Below are 20,298 nucleotides of genomic sequence, written 5' to 3' on the forward strand. Positions count from 1 at the left end.
AGAACGCTCAGCGATAAACCGGGAAGTCAGCACACAGGGCCGAAACCTGCTGGGCGACGTTGGCCTCGACATCGGCATCGCCGAGGTTGTCGAGGATGTCGCAGATCCAGCCGGCCAGCGTCACGCACTGGGTCACCTTGAAGCCGCGAGTGGTCACCGCCGGGGTGCCGATGCGCAGGCCGGAGGTGACGAACGGCGACTGCGGGTCGTTCGGTACGGCGTTCTTGTTGACGGTGATGTGCGCGCGACCGAGGGCGGCGTCGGCGTCTTTACCGGTGAGGCCCTGACGGATCAGGCTGACCAGGAACAGGTGGTTGTCGGTGCCGCCGGACACTACATCGTAGCCACGTTTGATAAATACGCTCGCCATCGCCTGGGCGTTGTCGATCACTTGTTGCTGATAGGCCTTGAAGCCTGGCTCCAGCGCTTCCTTGAAGCACACGGCCTTGCCGGCGATGACGTGCATCAGCGGGCCGCCCTGGGCGCCGGGGAATACTGCGGCGTTGAGCTTCTTCTCGATTTCTTCGTTGGCCTTGGCCAGGATCAGCCCGCCACGCGGACCGCGCAGGGTCTTGTGGGTGGTGGTGGTGACCACGTCGGCATACGGCAGCGGGTTTGGGTACAGACCGGCAGCCACCAGACCGGCAACGTGGGCCATGTCGACGAACAGCAGCGCACCGACCTTGTCGGCGATCTGACGGAAGCGCGGGAAGTCGAGGGTTTTCGAGTAGGCCGAGAAACCGGCGACGATCATTTTCGGTTTGCACTCGACGGCCAGACGCTCGACTTCGTCGTAATCGATCAGGCCTGTCTTGGTGTCGATGCCGTACTGCACGGCGTTGTACAGCTTGCCCGAGGACGAGACCTTGGCGCCGTGGGTCAGGTGACCGCCGTGGGCCAGGCTCATGCCGAGGATGGTGTCGCCCGCTTGCAGCAGGGCCAGGTACACGGCGCTGTTGGCCGAGGAACCGGAGTGCGGCTGGACGTTGGCGTAATCGGCGCCGAACAGTTGCTTGGCGCGTTCGATGGCCAGCGCTTCGACCTTGTCGACGTGCTCGCAACCACCGTAGTAGCGCTTGCCCGGATAGCCTTCGGCGTATTTGTTGGTCAGGCCGCTGCCTTGCGCTTGCATCACGCGTTTGCTGGTGTAGTTCTCCGACGCGATCAGCTCGATGTGATCTTCCTGACGTTGCTCCTCGGCATTCATCGCCGCCAGCAGTGCATCGTCGTAACCCTGGATCTGGTCTTGCTTGCTGAACATCGCGTCTCTCCCAGCGGCATCTGTGCGCCATTCGTCTCGGTAAGGCACGGCGTTCAGCCAATGCCCTTTGATGCGATGGTATGGCCGGCGCAGGGAGGTCAAATGCCTACGGACGCCACGCAAAGGTGCGTTTACGACATGGCAGGGACGACGGACTCAAACAAGCAGCTGGCGCAAGGCCAGAAGAACCACGAAATGCGCGGGATAGAGCGCATACGCCCAGCGCCGCATGGGTGGCGCGTGGAGGCAAGTGGCGTGTCGCAACAGGAACATTCCGAGCAGTGGCGCGATCAGGCAGGTCGCAATCCCGAGGATGGCGACGATGTTGCCGAACTGCGCGGATTCGTAGAGCACCCGCCATTGATTCGCCGCCAGACACAGCAGGCCCGGCAGCAGGCTGAAAAACCAGGGTTTGCGAAACACCAGCAACATCGCCAGCGGCAGCAGGACGCCGAACAGACCGAACATCAGTCGCTCCGGGAACAGCGCGGCCACCAGCAAAGCACTGACGCCCAGCAGTCGCGAAATCAGCGCTCGATCCTGCCAGCCCCGCGCCACCAGCAGGCCCAGCGCCAGCGTCGGCATCACGTTCAACGTGTCGGGCTCTGGAATGTACAAACGGTAGGGAATCTCGCTGAGCAGACTGAACAGCAACAACCAGCCCAGATAACGCCATTCGGTCTTGCGCGCGCCGTCTCGGGCCAGATTCGCCGCCATCGCCAGGCAGAACCACGGGAACGCCAGCCGTCCCGGCACATACAGCCAATCGGCGCTGATCCCGACATATCGCAGGTGATCGACCAGCATGCTCAGCAGCGCCAGCCACTTGAGCAGATCGAGTGCGCCGTCGCGCTGGCTCAGGTGCATAATCGGCTCGCATCCCTGTAATGTTCTGACAGCGACATCCCGTGTGCTCCCCGGATGATCTTCGGTAAAGTGCGCACCATCATTGACCAACGGAGCGCCACAAGCGCACCGACCACGGAAGCCGGCCATGACCGACAAGAGCCAACAATTCGCCAGCGACAACTATTCCGGTATCTGCCCTGAAGCCTGGGCTGCCATGGAACAGGCCAACCACGGCCACCAGCGCGCCTATGGCGACGATGAATGGACAGCCCGCGCCTCGGATGATTTCCGCAAGCTGTTCGAGACCGACTGCGAAGTGTTCTTCGCCTTCAACGGCACCGCCGCCAACTCCCTCGCGCTGTCGTCGCTGTGCCAGAGTTACCACAGCGTGATCTGCTCGGAAACCGCCCACGTCGAAACCGACGAATGCGGCGCACCGGAATTTTTCTCCAACGGTTCGAAACTGCTGATCGCCGGTACTGAAAACGGCAAGATCACCCCGGCCTCGATCCGCGAAGTCGCCCTCAAGCGCCAGGACATCCACTACCCGAAACCGCGCGTCGTGACCCTGACCCAGGCCACCGAAGTCGGCAGCGTCTACACCCCGGAAGAAGTCCGCGCCATCAGCGACACCTGCAAGGAGCTGGGCCTGAACCTGCACATGGACGGCGCGCGTTTCTCCAACGCCTGCGCCTTCCTCGGCTGCTCGCCGGCGGACCTGACCTGGAAGGCCGGCGTCGACGTGCTGTGCTTCGGTGGCACGAAAAACGGCATGGCGGTGGGTGAGGCAATCCTGTTCTTCAACCACAAACTGGCCGAAGACTTCGACTACCGCTGCAAACAGGCCGGGCAACTGGCGTCGAAGATGCGCTTCCTGTCGGCGCCGTGGGTCGGCATCCTGGAAAACGACGCCTGGCTCAAATACGCCCGCCACGCCAACCACTGCGCGCAACTGCTGGCCGAACTGGTCAGCGACATCCCGGGCGTGGAACTGATGTTCCCGGTCCAGGCCAACGGCGTGTTCCTGCAGCTCTCGGAACCGGCGATTGCCGCCCTGACCGCCAGGAACTGGCGCTTCTACACCTTCATCGGCAAGGGCGGCGCCCGCTTCATGTGCTCGTGGGACACCGAAGAAGAACGCGTACGCGAACTGGCGCGCGACATCCGCGAAGTCATGTCGGCCTGTTCTCCTCCTCCTTGATCGTTCCCACGCTCCGCGTGGGAATGCATACCGGAACGCTCCGCGTTCCTGCCCCACCACTGATGTAACGCCAGGCACCGTCATGACGCGGAGCGTCAAAGGCTGCATTCCCACGCAGAGCGTGGGAACGATCAAAAGCTACAGATGACTTTTCCCACCGCCGCTACAGACTTCGCCTCTAGCGCGATCACTCCGACCACCCCACTCTGCTCGTCCCCCCGTCGAGGCGTCGAGCCGTCTGCGTCGGAGTGCATCCGGGGACGCTCCGCGTTCCTCTCAGCAGCACCGCAAGATTCAAGGATGAATCCCATGGGCCGAAGCCGCTACACCATCACCGAACCCGACAAGCCTCACTTCCTGACCTGCACGCTGGTGGAGTGGCTGCCACTGTTCGTCCGCCCTTATCTCGTCGACCACCTGCTCAACTGTTGGCGCTATCAACAACCCCCCCAGCAACTGAAGCTCTACGGCTACGTGATCCTGGAAAACCACCTGCATTTCGTCGCCCAGGCGCCTGACCTGAGCAAATGCCTGAGCCAATTCAAATCCTTCACCGCCCGACAGATCATTGATGACCTGCAAAACAGGGGCGCCGAAAGAGCATTGAAGCGCCTTCGCTTCAGCAAACGGGCACACAAGGAAGATCGGGTGTATCAGATGTGGCAGGAAGGCGCTCACGCAGAGATGGTCTACAGCGAAGAAGTCATGCGTCAGAAACTCGATTACATCCATAACAACCCGGTAAAGCGTGGTTATGTGGAGTTACCGGAACACTGGCGGTATTCAAGCGCCCGAAACTATGCAGGGCTGGATGGGTTGATCGAGGTTCAGCGCTGGTACTGAAGCTCCCGGTATCCCACACGCAGATCGTTCCCACGCTCTGCGTGGGAATGCATACCGGGACGCTCCGCGTTCCTGCCGCACCACCGATGCAACGCCAGGCATCGTCATGACGCGGAGCGTCAAGGGCTGCATTCCCACGCGGAGCGTGGGAACGATCACCACTCAAAGCGACAACTGACTCTCTTACCGCCGCCACAGTCGCCTCCTGACGCTCGGTCACATCGACCTCCTTACCCTTCTCGTTCCCACGCTCCGCGTGGGAACGATCGGCGATCAGGCTCCCTCCCGTTTCAGCTCCATCGTCTACATTGTCTGTCGAGCCATCGCTCACATAACAATAAGCAGGAGCATCCGCATGTCGCTGAAAGACAAAACCCTGTTCATCACTGGCGCCAGCCGTGGCATCGGGCGTGAGATTGCGCTGCGGGCCGCGCGGGACGGGGCCAATATCGTAATCGCGGCCAAGAGCGCCGAGCCGCACGCCAAGTTGCCCGGCACCATCCACAGTGTCGCCGCCGAAGTCGAAGCGGCCGGCGGCAAGGCTTTGGCGCTGCAACTGGATGTGCGTGATGAAGACGCGGTGCGTCAGGCGCTGGCCCAGGCCAATGAACATTTCGGCGGGATCGATGCGCTGGTGAACAACGCCGGGGCGATCAAGTTGACCGGTGTGCAGCACATCGAGCTCAAGCGTTTCGACCTGTTGCACCAGATCAACACTCGCGCGGTTTTGCTGTGCAGCCAGGCGGCCCTGCCCTACCTGAAGAAATCCTCCGGGCACATTCTCAACCTGTCACCGCCGCTGAATCTGGCCAGCAAATGGTTCGCGCAATACAGCCCCTACACCGTGACCAAGTACGGCATGAGCATGCTGACGGTCGGGATGAGCGAGGAATTCGCCAACTACGGGATCAGCGTCAATTCGCTGTGGCCGCAGACCATGATCGCCACGGCGGCCATCGAATTTCAGCTGGGCAATCGCGAGTCGTTCAAGCATGCGCGCACGCCAGCGATCATGGCGGATGCGGCACATGTGATTCTGGACAGCAGCGGACGGCGAATTACCGGACGGTTGTTGATTGATGAGGAGATTTTGCGCGAAAGCGGTGTGACCGAATTCGATCATTACCGTTTTGAGCCGGGGAGTGATGCGAAGTTGATGACGGATTTGTTTGTGGATTGATCAGCAAGTCTGTGAAATCCCCCTCACCCTAGCCCTCTCCCAAAGGGAGAGGGAACCGACCGAGTTGTTTTGGCGAGCTACATCGACCTGCAAGACCTTATCGATTATGGATTCGGCAAAGAAAATTCAGGTCGGCGTATTCCTAGAGCATCCCCCAATCAGCTCCCTCTCCCTCCGGGCGGTCCGACGTTTCGGGAGGGCTGGGGTGAGGGGCTTTTGAAGTACCACTCAATACTCGATCCGAACATCCCCCTTCGGCACACTGCAGCAAGAAAGAATGTACCCCTCCGCCTCGTCGTCCTCGGTGATCCCGCCGTTGTGATCCATCTCCACCTCGCCACCCAGTTTGAGCACCTTGCACGTCCCGCAGATCCCCATGCCGCAGGCTTTCGGGATCATCAGGCCGACCTTCGCAGCCGCCGCATGCACGGTCTCGCCCGGCGCAACGCGGATGCTCTTGTCTGAAGAAGTGAATTCCACCAAGTGCAGATCCGCCGCCGGGACTTCCGGTGCTTCCGCCGCCTGCTCGGCCTGTTCCACCGCGTCGGCACGGGCTTCCGGTGGCGTGGCGCCGAAGGATTCCTCGTGATAGCGCTTCATGTCGTAGCCGGCGTTTTCCAGCAGGCGCTTGACTGCGGTCATGTACGGCGTCGGGCCGCAGCAGAAGACTTCGCGCTCGAGGAAGTCCGGCACCATCAGTTCCAGCATCTTGTGGTTGAGGTAGCCGCGATAGCCGGCCCACGGCTCGCCCAGCCCATGCTTTTCGCAGATCAGGTGCAGGCTGAAGTTGTCGATCCGCGACGCCATGTGTTCCAGCTCGCGGTGGTAAATGATGTCTTTCGGCGAGCGGGCGCTGTGGATAAACGTCATGTCGACGTTGCCGTTGGTGTCGTAGAACCAGCGCGCCATGGACATCACCGGGGTGATGCCGACACCGCCGCTCAGGTACAGCACTTTCGGGCTCGGGAAGTCGATGGCGTTGAACAGCCCGACCGGCCCGTGCACCGCCAGCTCCTGGCCTTCATGCAGCGTGTCGTGCAGCCAGTTGGACACCTTGCCCCCCGGCACCCGCTTGATGGTTACCGAAAAGCTGTACGGCACCGACGGCGAGCTGGAGATGGTGTACGAACGCATGATCGGCTGGCCTTCGATTTCCAGCTCCAGGGTCACGAACTGCCCGGGCTTGAAGAAGAACAGGATCGGTTGGTCGGCCATGAAGCAGAAGGTGCGCACATCCCAGGTTTCCTGGATGACTTTGACGCAACGGACGATGTGTCGGCCATTGGCCCAGGTCTGGGTGGTGACCGGATTCAGGAAGCTGTTCGACATGCTGTTCTCCACGGCCGACTGTCGGCCTTCATGTGGCGATTCTGCGTATAGCGCGAACGCCCCGTTTACCTATCCGCGACATTGACATACTTATCGCGACCAGCCCCCAACCACCGGGGGTTGCGCGTCGGGAACAGATTGCACCATGTCGCCCATGGATAAGGTTCCGGGCAGCGGCGGCCCCACACTCGCCCCAACACAAACAGATTCTTTACACCTTGCGTTGCACCCTTTAGCCGCACACCCGATCAGCCACTTTCGCGGCCACGCAGATGGCCTTGAGGAATTCATCGATGGACACCGCAAAAATCAGCCTGGGCGACCCGCTGGAACCCGCACGCAAGGCCACCGCACAAATGCTCCAGGAACGCGAGCGCACCTATTCGCTGCCGCAACCGTTCTACAGTGACGAGCGCCTGTTCGATATCGACATGCAGGAGATCTTCCAGAAAGAGTGGTTGATCGCCGGCATGACCTGCGAGATCCCGGCCAAGGGCAACTACATCACGCTGCAGATCGGCAAGAACCCGATCATCGTCATTCGCGGTGCCGAAGGCGTGGTGCATGCGTTCCACAACGTCTGCCGCCACCGTGGCTCGCGCCTGTGCACCAGCGACAAGGGCAAGGTCGCCAAACTGGTCTGCCATTACCACCAGTGGACGTATGAGCTGGACGGTCGCCTGCTGTTCGCCGGCACCGAGATGGGCGCCGACTTCGACATGAAGCAGTACGGCCTCAAACCGGTGAACGTGAAGACTGCCGGCGGCTACATCTTCATCAGCCTGGCGGAGAACCCGCCGGCCATCGATGACTTCCTGTCGACGCTGAACCACTACATGGAACCGTACGACATGGAAAACACCAAGGTGGCGGTGCAAACCACCTTGATGGAAAAGGCCAACTGGAAACTGGTGCTGGAAAACAACCGCGAGTGCTACCACTGCAACGGTTCGCACCCGGAACTGTTGAAAACCCTGCTGGAATGGGACGACGTCACCGACCCGCGCGCCGATCAGGCGTTCAAGGACCACGTCGCCGCCTCCGCCGCTGCCTGGGAAGCCGAGAAGATCCCTTACGCCCACGCCAGTTTCGGCCTGCGCAACCGTATCGTGCGCATGCCGCTGCTCAAGGGCACCGTGTCGATGACCATGGACGGCAAACAGGGCTGCGCCAAGCTGATGGGCCGGATCAAGAACCCCGATCTGGGCTCGATGCGCATCCTGCACCTGCCGCACTCGTGGAACCACTGCATGGGCGACCACATCATCGTGTTCACGGTGTGGCCGATCAGCGCTCAGGAAACCATGGTCACCACCAAATGGCTGGTGCACAAGGATGCGGTCGAAGGCGTGGATTACGACGTCGAACGCATGCGCCAGGTGTGGGATGCGACCAACGATCAGGACCGTCGTCTGGCCGAAGAGAACCAGCGCGGGATCAACTCCACCGCGTACCAGCCGGGGCCGTACTCCAAGACCTATGAGTTCGGCGTGGTCAACTTCGTGGACTGGTACAGCGAGCGGATGCTGAGCAACCTCGGCGCCGAGCCTGCGCCGTACCTCAAAGGCGTGCCGGTCCAAGGCTAAAAAGCATCGCTGGCAAGTCGAATCGTGACAGATCGTTCCCACGCTCTGCGTGGGAATGCAGCCCGGGACGCTCTGCGTCCCAAAAGCGGACGCAGAGCGTCCATTGAGGCATTCCCACGCAGAGCGTGGGAACGATCACACAATCACCGCATCATTGCGATGACCACCTCACCGATCCATCCTCCCCGATAAACTCCTCGAAAATCTCCTCCCCCACCAACCTGATCTTCGCGTAGCCGTTCAACACCCGCAGCGGATAGTCCGGATCGTTGGCATCCTGCGTCTCCGAAAACAGCACCCGCGAATGCCCGTTCAGCTCGCTGGTGGTGCCGTAGGGAATCGCGCCATGTCCGGCACAGCGCGCGTGCAGCCCACCCTGCGGCGCATAGACGATGCCATTGTGCAGGTGCCCCCAGTACCAGTAATCAGGCTCACGCCCCAGTGCATCGCACACCGGTTGATACAGCGCGGTCTTGTTGTGCCCGGTGATGTCGAAGCCCTGATGGTGGCTGAGCACCATGAGTTTCTTGCGTTTGGGCAGGCTTTTCATCCACTCGATCTGCGGCTTGTTCAACGTGCCGTCCATGTACAGGTTCATGACATCCGAGGCGTACGCCGTGTCCAGCCCGACAATCAGCCAGTCGTCATTGATCAGCGCAAAGTAGCTGGTGCCCTGCTGCCCCGGAAAACGCGCGGCCAGCTCCTTGAAATAGCCGTGGGCGCCGCTGTACATCTCGTGATTGGAGTTGAGGGTGAACGAACCGTGGGTGCCCATCGGCCAGCCGGCCATGTCGGTGTCTTCCTGGGAGTGGGTGCCGGCGTAATAGACATCCCCCAGGTGAATGGTGAAATCGGCATTGGCCAGTTGCATCTGGTTGGCCACCGACACCGCCGGCGCATGGCTGTTGAACGGCCCGGTGCCCCAGTCGCCGGCAATCGCCAGCGTCACTTCGCGATCCATGGTCACCATTGCCGGATCGGTGCCGAAAGTCGCGTGATGGCGCAGGTTCTCGATCCACTTCAGCAGCGCCTCGCTCCACAGCAGATCCAGCAGCTCCCATTTGCGGCAGCCCAGCAGCGTGCCGTCCTTGAGCACCTTGGTCTGCAGTTGATCGGGCGATTGCGGTAACGGCGTCGCGTTGCCGATACGCAGGATCGACAGGCCGTGGGACAACTCCCACGGCACCGCCGGTTCGTCGTCCGGCAGCTCGCCGTGCTTGAGCACGTATTGCGCCTGATCGTGACCGCGCTGGAGCAATTTGATGATGGCTTGAAACTCCTGCGGCTCCAGCTCGCTGATGAGCTTCATCCAGGCCATTTCGATGCGCGTGAACAACCCGTGCAGGCGCAGCTTGACCTTGTCGTATTCGTGTTTCAGATGACCGACCGCTGACATGGCGTAATCCTCTATCCGTAGGGGTTCACAGGGTTTTCATGAATTCGATCAGCGCACGCTTGTCGGCGTCCGACAGCGTCGTGCCGTATAGGTGACCGCTGTTGTGGTTGCCTTCGAGGCGCGTGTCGTAGGTGAAATCCGCCGAAGCTTTGGCCTGGGCGCCGCTGGTGACGAAGCCGACATTGACCGGGTCGTAGACATCGGAGCCGGTGATGAACACCTGCGGACGTTTTTCCGGCGGTTGCAGCAAATCCCACAGGGTCGGCACCGAGCCGTTGTGCAGATACGGCGCGCGCAGCCAGATGCCGTCGGTGGGCGTGTTGCTGTAGCTCTGGGTCTTGCGGTAGGCGCCGAAATCGAACGGCGGTTTCTTGAAGGTGTGGAACGCCGCCACCAGCCCGGTGGTGAACGAGTTCAGCCGGTGCGGATCGGTGCCGAGCTGGTCGATGTTGGTGGTGACCTGCCCGGTGTCGACGCGACCGAAATCGTGACAACCCGCGCAGTTAGCCTCCCACAGCGGTTTGCCCTGAGCGACCTTCGCCTGATCCAGTGCCCACGGCCACGCTGGCGCCTTGTGCCCGAGCAGCCAGTTGGTCACCCGGTTGAAACTCGGCGGCAGCACCGATTCCGGCGTCGCGCCCACCGCCATCGCAGCGGCGTAGTTGCGCTCGTGGATCTTGTTGTTATTGCCGTCCCAGTGCAGGTACATCGATTCCCGGGGTTTCTGGTTCCACACTTGCGGCAGGTCGACGGTGCCTATGGTCGAGTCATCCGGGAAACCGAACACCACCATTTTCGTCGGGTTGAAGGTGTCGGTTCGCCCCGGTCCCTGTTGCGGGCGCAGCTTCTGCCAGGCGTAGGCCTGCTTCTGTTTGAGCAGCGCGCTCTTGGCCATCGGGATGATCAGGTAGCGGTTGTAGAGTTTCTCGAAAAAGCCGAGCTGGAACTTGCTGTTGATCGCCGCCATCACCGCGTCGGTGGTGAATTTCGGATCGCTGGCGCAATCGTAGGCGAACCACTGGAAGGCTTGCAGTTGCAGGGTGTTGGCCGGTGCGCTCGGCACATTCACCGCGACGTCGCTGGCATTCGCCCGGTAGGAACCGGTGTGGCACAGCGCGCAGTTCGGCTCGACGGTCGGGTAGCCGATCTGCCGCTTGGCCATGCCGATCGGCAGGTCCTTGCCGTTCTCGAACAGGAAACCGAAGACTTCCCAGCCACCGGGTTTCGGCAGCTTTTCCGGGCACATCTGCGGCAGCACCGAGAACAGGTAATACGGGATTCGCGCTTCGATGCCCAAGCCAATCGCGGCGTATTTGTAGTGGTCTTCGTCGGAGGCGTAATCCTGCTCCGGCACCACGCGCAGCATCTGATACCAGGTCTGGTAACCGATGAACGCCAGCAGCGCCACCACGACCAGCGTGCCGACCTTGAACCCGTGGCTCTGCCAGTGCCGCGCCCACGCCGCCCGCCATTCGCGCCAGCCGTCACACAGCAAGGCCAGTGGCCGGTTTTCAGGGGTGGTGCCGAGGTACAGCAGGATGCCCAGGATCAGGAAAAAGCTCAGGTCGCCCATCAGCATCGGCACAAACACCGAGCCCTGGCTGCTGGTGTTGATCAGGTAGATCCAGAACGCCACGGCGATCAGCCGTGTCAGCACGCACAACCAGGAATGCACCACGTAGCGCGGCGCGTTGAAGCCCGAAGGCATGTAGAACACGCTGATGCCGACCAGCAGCATCCCGGCGTTTTCCAGCCACGGGTCGGAGAGTTGCGGCGGCAGGCCGACCACCGATGTCAGCAACCCCGGCGCAAACAGCGCCGGGATCGCGAACACCATGTTCATCGCAATGCCGAGCCAGATGAAGCGTTGAAACCAGCGGATGTAGCTGTCCATATCAGTTCCCCAGATCGTTCCCCCGTCGAAGCGTCGAACCGTCCGCGAGGGAATGCATCTCGTGACGCTCCGCGTCACAAAAGCGGACGCAGAGCGTCCATGGCGGCATTCCCACGCAGAGCGTGGGAACGATCGACGGCTATCCGAGGGCTGTTTTCTCCAGGTGTTCAAGGATGATCGGATACACATCGACCACCGCGTTCTTGCCGAACATGCAATCGATGTGGCCGTAACCCGGCACCACATGCCGGCTGTAGCGTTCCGGCCCATGCTTCTCGCAAACCCGCTGATAGGTCTTGAGCGTGCTTTCCGGCAGATAACACTGGTTGTCGGCGCCGCTGATAAAACAGATCGGCATAGTCAGCCGATCAAAGTGCGGCATGTACACGTCGTGCCCTTTGAAATCCACCAGATGCCCTTTGCGCACGATCAGCGCCAGGTGTTCGAAGGTCTCGATGTTCGACTCGCCGAACAGCTCGTGCAGATTGTCGTGCAGCGTCTCGTTGAGGGTGTCGTGGCGATACAGCGAGGCGTACATGAAGGTGATGCGGTGACACACCGGGTTGGTGCAATAGCCCTGGGCTTCGATCCGCGCGTAGCCGTTGAGCGCCTTGTCGTAGAGCCGGTTGAACCAGTTCTCCTTGCTGTCGGCGTAGGCGGTCATGGATTTGATGCCGATCGCATCGAGCATTCCCGGCAAGTGCAGACCGGCCTTCAACCCCGTTGCCGTTGCGACCACCGTGTCGGCGGCGATCTGCGAGCAGACCACCGAACGCACCCCCTGCAAACCGGCGAGCAGCGACATGAAGAAGGTCGTGGCGCCGTAGCAATGCACCACGCACTGCACGTCCTTGGCCTTGGTTTCCTGCTGGATCTGCGCGATGGCGGCCTTGAAGTCGTATTGGGCGATCTGGTCGCCGTTCCATTCCTTCTTGCTTGCCGGCAGCAGGATGCTCACCCGGAAATCCAGCAGCCACACGTCGTAATCGTGCTTGCAGAGAAACTCCAGCAGGTTGGTCTGGATCGTATCGGTGGAAAAGATGTTCGAGCCCACGCCCAGACCATGCACCAGCATCACCGGGCCTTTGCTGCCGGCCTGATAGCGGGTCAGGCGCAGCTGGACGCCGTCTTCGGTGGAGAAGAAATGCACGGCAGGCGTCGGCGCATCCAGTGGCCGTTTCAGCCGTGGCGGCGCGTCGGGATTGAAGTATTTGTCCCCGGCAAACACCCCGCCATAACTTTCCCAGAGAATCCCGGCGAAGAACTTGCCGAACCGCGCCAGCCCTTCGATGCGCTCACGCTCGTTGCGCGCATTGAGGACTTTCATGGTGGTCATCTGCTTGGCGAAATCGGTCGGTTTGATGTGCATCACTCCGGAGCCGATCACCTCGCCGGTCTTGTCCGGCCCGCGATACAGCGTGACGTAGAGGGTGCTGGTGTCATGCCAGATATTCAGCACGCCGTTGTCTTCCGGCACGGTCTTGAAGGCACTGAAGAAGTAGTCGTGGCCGTCCTCGGCGGTCAGTTTCATGTCGTACTTCATGTGGCGCGTATCGACCTGCTGCTCGAACTGCTCGAACAGGTTGAACACACCGTTGCTGGCGGTCAGCGGTTCCGGCGACAGCGCCGGGGCGATCACCGTGCCGACGATGGTCGCGGCGTGTTCCGGCTCCTTGATCATCCGGTTGAGGTCGTTGGCGGTGATGGTCAGGGTGAAGTCGATCGGCGAGTTGTCCGCCTCGCCGCGTTTGGCGGCCGCCTCATAAACCTTCAGGTCGGTGCTTTGCGCGGCGGTGAAAGCGCGGGAGAAGTAGCCCTTCATGGTTTCGGTGAACTGCACGCCGAGGGTCGGCGGCGCGGTCTGTTTGCGCGGCGCCGACGGCAGCGTGTAGTCGATCGTCCAGCCTCGGTCTGCCGCCAGCAATCCCATGTTGCGCTCGCTCACGGCGGAAATGGTCAGCAGCGGATTGACCGCCAGTGACGTCGGGATCACCGCGCCGTCGGTCACGTACAGGTTGGCGTAGACATCGGTGCCACTGGCGCCGCTGAACACCTGGCCCTTGTGGTTGACCACGCCTTGTGCGGCGTCTTCGCCCATCACGCAACCGCCCAGCGGATGCACCGAGACGATGCTGTGCTTGAGCAGTTTGGTCCAGATCGGATTCTCGACCCAGATCCCGCCCAGGGCCTTGGTGCTCTGGTACAGCCGTTCGTTGCCGATCTTGAAGTTTTCCTGTTCGCCGACACCCGGCCAGTCGATGCGCAGCTGATCCTTGCTGTCGAGGACCATGCGTCCCTGGCCGCTGTCGTGGCTCATGATCAGGTAGGTCTGCATGTTGTGCAGCGCGCCGTGATACGGGCCGCGCAGGAAGCTTTCGGCTTCGCGCTCCTTGTACTTCACCTTGCCGCTGAAGCTGTCGTCGGTGGGCTTGCCGATCATCTCGGCGAACCCGGCCATTGCCGGCACCATCGGCCGGCCGAGCGCGCCGGGGATCGAGCCTTCCTCGATGACCATGCGACTGCTGCGGTCACCCTCGGTGCGCATGTCGATGATCGAGGTGATGCACGGGCCGACCGGTTGCAGTTCCTTGGCCGAATGCGCGCCGAAACCGATGCCGTTGATGGTCTGCTCACAGTTGTGGCCGAAGCCGAGGATGTCGCCGTTGCCGCTCATGTTCTCGCCGAGCTGGCCGGACATCGCCAGGCCTTTGTCCCGCGAACGCAGCAGAATTTCAGTGGAGCCGAGGGTGCCGGCGGACACCACCACGATGTCAGCCTTCACGAACAGCGTCGGCGCGTCGAATTTCTCGCGGCCGCTGTCCAGATACTGGAAGTGCACGATCCAGCCATTGCCGTCGCGCTCCAGATGCCGCACCTGGGCCTGACAGAAAATCTCCGCGCCGTGATTGGTGGCGTCCGGCAGGTAGTTCATCAGCGTGGTGTTCTTGGCCTTGTTGTTACAGCCCGACACGCAGTCGCCACAGTGGTTGCACGGCAGTTGCTCGACGCCGACGTGATTGAGGTTGTTGGGCAGTTTGTCGAAGGTCACGTTGATCGGCGGCTTGTAGAAGTGCGCGCCTTGCTTGAGGAAATCTGCGGATTTTTTGTTGGCATCGAGTTTCGGCAGGTTCGGCGAGGTGCTCGGGTAGGGATTGGGTTTGAGCATCTCCCGGGCCTTTTGGTAACCCAACTGGAGCAAGCCGTCGTGGTCTTCGCGCACCGCCAATGGCCAGCGCGGATCCTGAAACACATCGACAGTCGGCTCCAGGGAAACGTTGGCATTGATCAGCGACGTGCCGCCGAGGCCACAACCGACCACCACGTTCTGCTGCGCGTTGACGTGCAGGTCGAACAACCCGGTGCGCGAGCCGATGTGGCCGTCCGGGTCGTGCACCTGCAATTCTTCGGTCGCGGCGATCATGGTGTTGGGGTATTCGCCGGGCTGGATTTCCCGGCCGCGTTCCAGCAGACAGACCCTTTTACCGGCCCTGGACAGGCGCGACGCGGCAATGCCGCCGCCGTACCCGGAGCCGATGACGATCACGTCGTAGTGTTCCTTGATGTCGCTGATGGGCGTTGCGATCCGTGTCATGAGGTGGTTCCTCTCTCAGGCAGATGGGGCAACTCTGCGGTTGCCTGCAATCAATGGGCGAACGGGCACCTGGCCTCCGGGAAATCCCGACGGCAGTACAGCGGTTTGGGCAGGAATCAGGCGCTACAGACGGGCGTGCTGATTGGCGGCACGACGCAACGTGCGCTTGCGCGGCGAAGGTGCCGGCAGAGCACGGAGCGTGCAGGGATTGGGGGGTAAGCGGTGTGGCTGGGTATCCATCACGCGTTCTCCCTGAACCAGATGTGGATAAGTGACAGCTGTCCTTGTGCCATTGCAGTGAAGACAGGCACCGGATCGAAGTCAAGGCAGGCTCTTAGAACTGTATGAAATCTGATCAATCGCCTTTTGGACTAAGCCCGCCGGGGGTTGCAGGGTTTGGCAAACAAGTTATCCACATAGCCACCCACAGCTAATGGGGACAACTGTGGATGATCTGGAAAAATAGTCGCGGTTTTGTGAAGAAAAACCGTGACTTATCCAGAAGCAGGGTTTCCATTAGCGATTGACTGTTTTTTGATCAAATCGCTACATGTCAAGGATTACGTGGCTTCCAGAGGATGGCGAACACCTTATCCACAGAAGCGCCAACAGAGTTCGGGGGTAACTTGGCGGGTGCTGTGGAAAAGCGCTGGAGGCGTTGATAAATCGGGGTTTGCGTTGGGTTTGCTGGATTAAAAGGGTGGATTGATCGTTTTTTGATCAGGTCGATGTAAGCCACGGTTTATAGGGCTCTTAGCGGATAGCGAACATCTTATCCACAGAAGCGCCAACAGAGATTGGGGGCAAGTCTGGGAGTTGTTCTGGGGAAAAACTCAGAAAAAACCGCGAGTTAGGCTGGTTGTTTTTTGATCTGAGGGCTGGAGGCCTTGGTTTGTATGGGGTTGGGAGAGGGGCGAACATGTTATCCACAGAGTGGTTAACAGGGATTGTGTGTAAATTCTGAGGAGTGGATGGCTTGTGACCGCTGCCCTCACCCCAGCCCTCTCCCGGGGGGAGAGGGAGCCGACCGAGTTGCTCTTCTGAACTACATCGACCTGAAAGATCAATGTGTTCTCAGGCTTGGCCAAACCAAGGTCACCGCTGAAGTCGCAGGTCGATGTAAATAGCCAGCTCAACTCGGTCAGTTCCCTCTCCCTCCGGGAGAGGGCTAGGGTGAGGGGGCTTCTAGCGGACAACACCTTCTTCAATCAGCAACTTCAAAATCGCTTCAGCTCCGGCCTCAGCAGTCACACCCTTGAGCACCTGCCCCCCACCGCCACTGGCCTTGGCCGTCGCCGCCTTCATCCGGTCCGCCCCGCTCTTGGCCTTGATCACCTTCAACCGTTTCGGCCGAGGCTTGGCCGGTTGCAGGGTCGCCACCGCAAGCAATTCGTCGTCCACCACTTCCACATCTTCTGCCTGCAGAACGCCACGCCGCGCCGGGCCGTAAGCACTCTGCCGAGGCTTGGGCGCAGCGTTATCCACAGTCGCCAGAAACGGCAGGCGCACCTTCAACCGGCGCCGCTGCCCACGGGGCAACGCTTGCAGCACCAACGCCGAACCGTCGTTGATCGACTCGACCTGCGCCAGACCCACCACCAGCGGCCAGCCCAGCCCTTCGGCCAGCAGAAACGGCAGCATCCCCGAACCTTCGCCGGTTTCCGCCTGACTGCCGGTCAACACGACCTGGGCACCAGCATCACGCAGATACTCGGTCAATGCCGGCAACGCATCGGCGCCGGCCGGTTGTTCCAGCACATGCATCTGCGCAAGCCCCATGCCCAGATAGGCGCGCAGCGCCGGTTCCGCGATGTCGCCGGCGTGCAGCACTTGCAGGTTGTCCCCCGCCAGTTGCAGGCCGAGTTCCACCGCGCGGGCGTCCTGATCGGCGCGGCGCGGGCGGCCGGAGGTCGGGTGGGCGCCGATTGAAACCAGACTGATGATCTTTGTGCTCATAACCGTTCCTTAAGCCGCATCGCGCTTGGCTTCGTTGCGGTAAGCCTCTACCGCCGCGATCAAGGCCTGAAGAATTTCCGCGCTCTCGCCGATCACCGACAGGTCGGCACGCTTGATCATGTCGCAGCCCGGATCGAGGTTGATCGCCACCACTTTGTCGCAGGCACCGATGCCCTGCAGGTGCTGGATCGCCCCGGAAATCCCCACGGCCACGTAAACCCGCGCGGTGACCCAGGTGCCGGACGCGCCGACCTGGCGGTCACGGGCCATGAAGCCGTCGTCCACCGCCACCCGCGAGGCGCCTTCGGTGGCACCGAGGGCCGCAGCGGTCCTGTGGAAAAGCTCCCAGTCCTTGACCCCGTTGCCGCCGGAGAAGATGAACTCGGCCTCGGCCATCGGAATCGCTGCCGGATCCACCGCCACCGCACCCAGATCCTCAATCCGCGACAAGCTGCGCGCGACGGGTGTGGATAACTCCACCGGCAGCGCTTCATGACGGGTTTCGCTAACCGGTTCGGCACATTCGGCGGACGCCAGAATCAACCGCGCCACCGGGCGGGCCAGATCCTGCAACCCGGCACCGGCGCGGCCGATGCACTCCTGATCCTTGACCTGCCACACCCGTGTCGCCGGGCGTTCACCCAGTGCGGCAGCAAAGCGCCGACCGAGTTCGCCGCCGCCACTGCGGCTGTCCGGCAGCAGCCAGTGACGCGGGTTGAACTGGTTATCCACAGCCCGCAGGCCCTGGATCCGTTGCTCCGGTGCATAACCGCTGAATTCTTCGCCTTCCAGCACCAGCAAGCGATCAACGCCTGCGGTGGCGAAAGCGTTTTCCTTGTGCTCGCCGAACACCACGGCCAGCACGGCGCCGTCGCTGCCGGCCAGTTGATGAGCCAGGCCGAGCAAGTCGCGGTCGTGGCTGCTCAAGCGGCCACCGACCATGTCCGGCACCACGCTGATGTAGAACGCCGGCGCCGGCACCTGATGTAGCGGCAATTGCACTTCGACCGCGGCCGAGCGCTTTACCGCCCCGCCCTGCTGGGCGCCGCTGCGGTCGATGCGCTTGATGCCGTTCGGCCCGATGAAGCCGATGCCGTGCAGGTTCTTGCGGATGATCCCGTTAGGGCCCATCCAGCTGTGTTGCGCCGGTTGCATGGCCGCGTGCAGCGGGTGCAGACGGTTGCGTGCGATCCATTCGGCGCGGGGGTCGCGGCGGATAATGTCGCTCATCAGTGGGCCTCCGCAGGTTCACGTTTGGCCGGGGTGGCAGGCTTGTTCGGCGCGGCGTCTTCGAGCAGCGCGTCGGCCACCAGTTCGGCGATGTCCTTGATCAGCGGACGCGGTTCGACCACGCCTTCGAGCATCGCCGTGCACTGTGGACAACCCACGGCCACCAGTTCGGCACCGGTCTCGCGAATGTCTTCCATGCGCATGTCGGGGATCCGCTGCTTGCCCGGAATGTCAGTGATCGGCGCCCCGCCACCGCCGCCGCAACAGCGCGAACGGAAGCCGGAACGTTGCATTTCCTTGATCTCGATGCCGAGGGCGCGCAGCACTTCGCGCGGCGCCTCGTACTCGCCGTTGTAGCGGCCGAGGTAGCACGGATCGTGATAGGTCACGCTGTTGCCTTTGTGCTGTCCGAGGTTCAGCGCGCCAGCCTGAATGATTTCCGCCAGATAAGTGCTGTGGTGCTGCACGAGGTAGTTGCCATCGAACGCGCCGTACTCATTTTTCAACACGTGGAAGCTGTGCGGATCGCAGGTGACGATGCGGTTGAAACTGTATTTGGCCAAGGTCTGGATATTGCGTTTTGCGAGCAGCTGGAAAGTCGCTTCGTCGCCAAGACGCCGGGCCACGTCGCCGCTGTCGCGTTCTTCCAGCCCCAGTACCGCGAAGTCGACCTTGGCCGCTTTCAGCACTTTGACGAACGCACGCAGAGTGCGCTGGTTGCGCATGTCGAAGGCACCGTCGCCAACCCAGAACAGCACGTCGGTGGACTTCTTCTCGCTGAGCAGGTTGAGGTTCAGGTCGGCCGCCCAGTTCATCCGTCCGCCCGGGGCGAAACCGCCGGGGTTGTCGGTGGCAATCAGGTTTTCCAGGACTTCGGCGCCCTTGTTCGGGGTAGCGCCTTTTTCCAGAGTCAGGTGGCGGCGCATGTCGACGATGGCATCGACGTGCTCGATCATCATCGGGCATTCCTCGACGCAGGCGCGGCAGGTGGTGCACGACCACAGGGTTTCGGCATCGACCAGGCCGTTGACGATCGGTTGATGCGGATTGCCGCCGTGTTCGCCCACCGGTTTGCCGGGATAAGGGCTGCCGGCGAACTTGGCATCGGTGCCGCCGGCGAGGCCGACGACCATGTCCTGAATCAGTTTTTTCGGGTTCAGCGGCTGGCCGGCGGCGAACGCCGGGCACGCCGCTTCGCACTTGCCGCACTGCACGCAGGCGTCGAAACCGAGCAACTGGTTCCAGGTGAAATCCTTGGGTTTTTCCACGCCCAGCGGCGCGGTCGGATCATTCAGGTCCAGCGGTTTCAAACCGGTGGAACGGCCGCCACCAAAACGTTCGGCGCGGCGGTGCCAGGCCAGGTGCAACGCACCGGCGAAGGCGTGTTTCATCGGGCCGCCCCAGGTCATGCCGAAGAACAGCTCCGACACGCCCCACAGCACACCGATCCCGAGAATCGCTGCCAGCACCCAGCCGCCGAAGTTCTCCGGCAGGATCCCGGCCACCGGCAAGGTCACCAGGAAGAACGAGGCCGAGAACGCCAGCAGGCTTTTCGGCAGGCGCATCCACGGGCCTTTCGACAGCCGCGACGGCGGGTTGAGCCGGCGCCGATAAACGAAGATCGCCCCGACGAACATCACCGCCGTCATCAGCAGCAACGCGTAGCCGAGAATGCGGTTATGCAGGCCGAAACCGTGCACCAGAATCGCCAGCACGATCGACGCCACCGCACCGCCCGCCGTGGCGACGTGGGTGTTGGCGATGTATTTGTCCCGCGCCACCACGTGGTGCAGATCGACCATGTAACGCTTGGGCATGGCGAACAGGCCGCCGATCAGATCGACCTTCGAGGCCCGGCCCCGGCGCCACATGGCCACCCGCCGCAACGCCCCCAGCACCGCGAGGGCCAGGGCTGCGAACAACAGGATTGGAAGAAGGGTGTTCAACATCAGAGTCACCTCTGGCGAGGTGCAAGCTACAA

At 61.8% G+C, this 20,298-nt stretch carries 13 protein-coding genes; 4 read left to right on the forward strand and 9 right to left on the reverse strand.

Annotated features, from left to right (window positions below):
- Positions 1-7 precede the first annotated feature (7 nt).
- Both glyA and ACM6JM_RS00815 read right to left on the reverse strand, forming a co-directional pair.
- Positions 8-1,261, reverse strand: a complete 1,254-nt coding sequence (glyA, locus tag ACM6JM_RS00810; protein ID WP_011336274.1) for a serine hydroxymethyltransferase — start codon at positions 1,259-1,261, stop codon at positions 8-10.
- Positions 1,262-1,417: 156 nt separating this feature from the next.
- Positions 1,418-2,128, reverse strand: a complete 711-nt coding sequence (locus ACM6JM_RS00815; protein WP_414881160.1) for a TraX family protein — start codon at positions 2,126-2,128, stop codon at positions 1,418-1,420.
- 127 nt (positions 2,129-2,255) lie between these two features.
- On the opposite strand from ACM6JM_RS00815, the gene ACM6JM_RS00820 reads away from it, so the two are divergent.
- The 3 genes from ACM6JM_RS00820 (at position 2,256) to ACM6JM_RS00830 (ending at position 5,334) form a co-directional block, all read left to right on the forward strand.
- Positions 2,256-3,311 carry a low specificity L-threonine aldolase gene (locus ACM6JM_RS00820; protein ID WP_103385391.1) on the forward strand — a complete coding sequence of 352 codons (1,056 nt, stop codon included), beginning with the start codon at positions 2,256-2,258 and terminating at the stop codon, positions 3,309-3,311.
- Positions 3,312-3,620: 309 nt separating this feature from the next.
- Positions 3,621-4,154, forward strand: coding sequence for an REP-associated tyrosine transposase (locus ACM6JM_RS00825; RefSeq protein WP_103385390.1), 534 nt, complete (start codon positions 3,621-3,623; stop codon positions 4,152-4,154).
- Positions 4,155-4,509: 355 nt separating this feature from the next.
- The gene (locus ACM6JM_RS00830; RefSeq protein ID WP_103385389.1) at positions 4,510-5,334 is read left to right on the forward strand and encodes an SDR family oxidoreductase; all 825 of its coding nucleotides are present in this window, start codon (positions 4,510-4,512) and stop codon (positions 5,332-5,334) included.
- A 228-nt stretch (positions 5,335-5,562) separates the two neighbouring features.
- Here the strand turns inward: ACM6JM_RS00830 and gbcB are convergent, their stop codons facing one another.
- Complete coding sequence (gene gbcB, locus ACM6JM_RS00835) at positions 5,563-6,663, reverse strand: glycine-betaine demethylase subunit GbcB (protein WP_011336281.1); 1,101 nt, start codon at positions 6,661-6,663, stop codon at positions 5,563-5,565.
- Positions 6,664-6,956: 293 nt separating this feature from the next.
- Here gbcB and gbcA point away from each other — a divergent pair, with 293 nt between their 5' ends.
- Positions 6,957-8,249: a glycine-betaine demethylase subunit GbcA gene (gene gbcA, locus ACM6JM_RS00840; RefSeq protein WP_039768012.1), complete on the forward strand. Its 1,293-nt coding sequence runs from the start codon at positions 6,957-6,959 to the stop codon at positions 8,247-8,249.
- 151 nt (positions 8,250-8,400) lie between these two features.
- Here gbcA and ACM6JM_RS00845 read toward each other — a convergent pair whose 3' ends face one another.
- The 6 genes from ACM6JM_RS00845 to dgcB form a co-directional block, all read right to left on the reverse strand.
- Positions 8,401-9,645 (reverse strand): metallophosphoesterase family protein, encoded by a 1,245-nt coding sequence (locus ACM6JM_RS00845; RefSeq protein WP_103385388.1) that lies wholly within the window; start codon positions 9,643-9,645, stop codon positions 8,401-8,403.
- Between the two features lie 25 nt (positions 9,646-9,670).
- On the reverse strand, positions 9,671-11,539 hold the full coding sequence (locus ACM6JM_RS00850; RefSeq protein ID WP_414881161.1) for a hypothetical protein: 1,869 nt from the start codon (positions 11,537-11,539) through the stop codon (positions 9,671-9,673).
- A 139-nt stretch (positions 11,540-11,678) separates the two neighbouring features.
- Positions 11,679-15,131 (reverse strand): GMC family oxidoreductase N-terminal domain-containing protein, encoded by a 3,453-nt coding sequence (locus ACM6JM_RS00855; RefSeq protein WP_414881162.1) that lies wholly within the window; start codon positions 15,129-15,131, stop codon positions 11,679-11,681.
- 1,185 nt (positions 15,132-16,316) lie between these two features.
- Positions 16,317-17,087, reverse strand: a complete 771-nt coding sequence (locus ACM6JM_RS00860) for an electron transfer flavoprotein subunit beta (protein WP_074692129.1) — start codon at positions 17,085-17,087, stop codon at positions 16,317-16,319.
- A 9-nt stretch (positions 17,088-17,096) separates the two neighbouring features.
- The gene (locus ACM6JM_RS00865) at positions 17,097-18,317 is read right to left on the reverse strand and encodes an electron transfer flavoprotein subunit alpha/FixB family protein (RefSeq protein ID WP_007959785.1); all 1,221 of its coding nucleotides are present in this window, start codon (positions 18,315-18,317) and stop codon (positions 17,097-17,099) included.
- On the reverse strand, positions 18,317-20,266 hold the full coding sequence (gene dgcB / locus ACM6JM_RS00870) for a dimethylglycine demethylation protein DgcB (RefSeq protein ID WP_039768006.1): 1,950 nt from the start codon (positions 20,264-20,266) through the stop codon (positions 18,317-18,319). The genes ACM6JM_RS00865 and dgcB overlap by 1 nt, the downstream gene beginning before the upstream one ends.
- Positions 20,267-20,298 lie beyond the last annotated feature (32 nt).

This window comes from Pseudomonas sp. IT-P2, from assembly GCF_949767575.1.
Classification (GTDB): Bacteria; Pseudomonadota; Gammaproteobacteria; order Pseudomonadales; family Pseudomonadaceae; genus Aquipseudomonas; species Aquipseudomonas pharyngis.

What these genes read in the sequence shown, in the direction of transcription:
- glyA (WP_011336274.1), bottom strand. Translation starts at nt 1,261, where the DNA reads ATGTTCAGCAAGCAAGACCAGATCCAGGGTTACGACGATGCACTGCTG.
- ACM6JM_RS00815 (WP_414881160.1), bottom strand. Translation starts at nt 2,128, where the DNA reads ATGCACCTGAGCCAGCGCGACGGCGCACTCGATCTGCTCAAGTGGCTG.
- ACM6JM_RS00820 (WP_103385391.1), top strand. Translation starts at nt 2,256, where the DNA reads ATGACCGACAAGAGCCAACAATTCGCCAGCGACAACTATTCCGGTATC.
- ACM6JM_RS00825 (WP_103385390.1), top strand. Translation starts at nt 3,621, where the DNA reads ATGGGCCGAAGCCGCTACACCATCACCGAACCCGACAAGCCTCACTTC.
- ACM6JM_RS00830 (WP_103385389.1), top strand. Translation starts at nt 4,510, where the DNA reads ATGTCGCTGAAAGACAAAACCCTGTTCATCACTGGCGCCAGCCGTGGC.
- gbcB (WP_011336281.1), bottom strand. Translation starts at nt 6,663, where the DNA reads ATGTCGAACAGCTTCCTGAATCCGGTCACCACCCAGACCTGGGCCAAT.
- gbcA (WP_039768012.1), top strand. Translation starts at nt 6,957, where the DNA reads ATGGACACCGCAAAAATCAGCCTGGGCGACCCGCTGGAACCCGCACGC.
- ACM6JM_RS00845 (WP_103385388.1), bottom strand. Translation starts at nt 9,645, where the DNA reads ATGTCAGCGGTCGGTCATCTGAAACACGAATACGACAAGGTCAAGCTG.
- ACM6JM_RS00850 (WP_414881161.1), bottom strand. Translation starts at nt 11,539, where the DNA reads ATGGACAGCTACATCCGCTGGTTTCAACGCTTCATCTGGCTCGGCATT.
- ACM6JM_RS00855 (WP_414881162.1), bottom strand. Translation starts at nt 15,131, where the DNA reads ATGACACGGATCGCAACGCCCATCAGCGACATCAAGGAACACTACGAC.
- ACM6JM_RS00860 (WP_074692129.1), bottom strand. Translation starts at nt 17,087, where the DNA reads ATGAGCACAAAGATCATCAGTCTGGTTTCAATCGGCGCCCACCCGACC.
- ACM6JM_RS00865 (WP_007959785.1), bottom strand. Translation starts at nt 18,317, where the DNA reads ATGAGCGACATTATCCGCCGCGACCCCCGCGCCGAATGGATCGCACGC.
- dgcB (WP_039768006.1), bottom strand. Translation starts at nt 20,266, where the DNA reads ATGTTGAACACCCTTCTTCCAATCCTGTTGTTCGCAGCCCTGGCCCTC.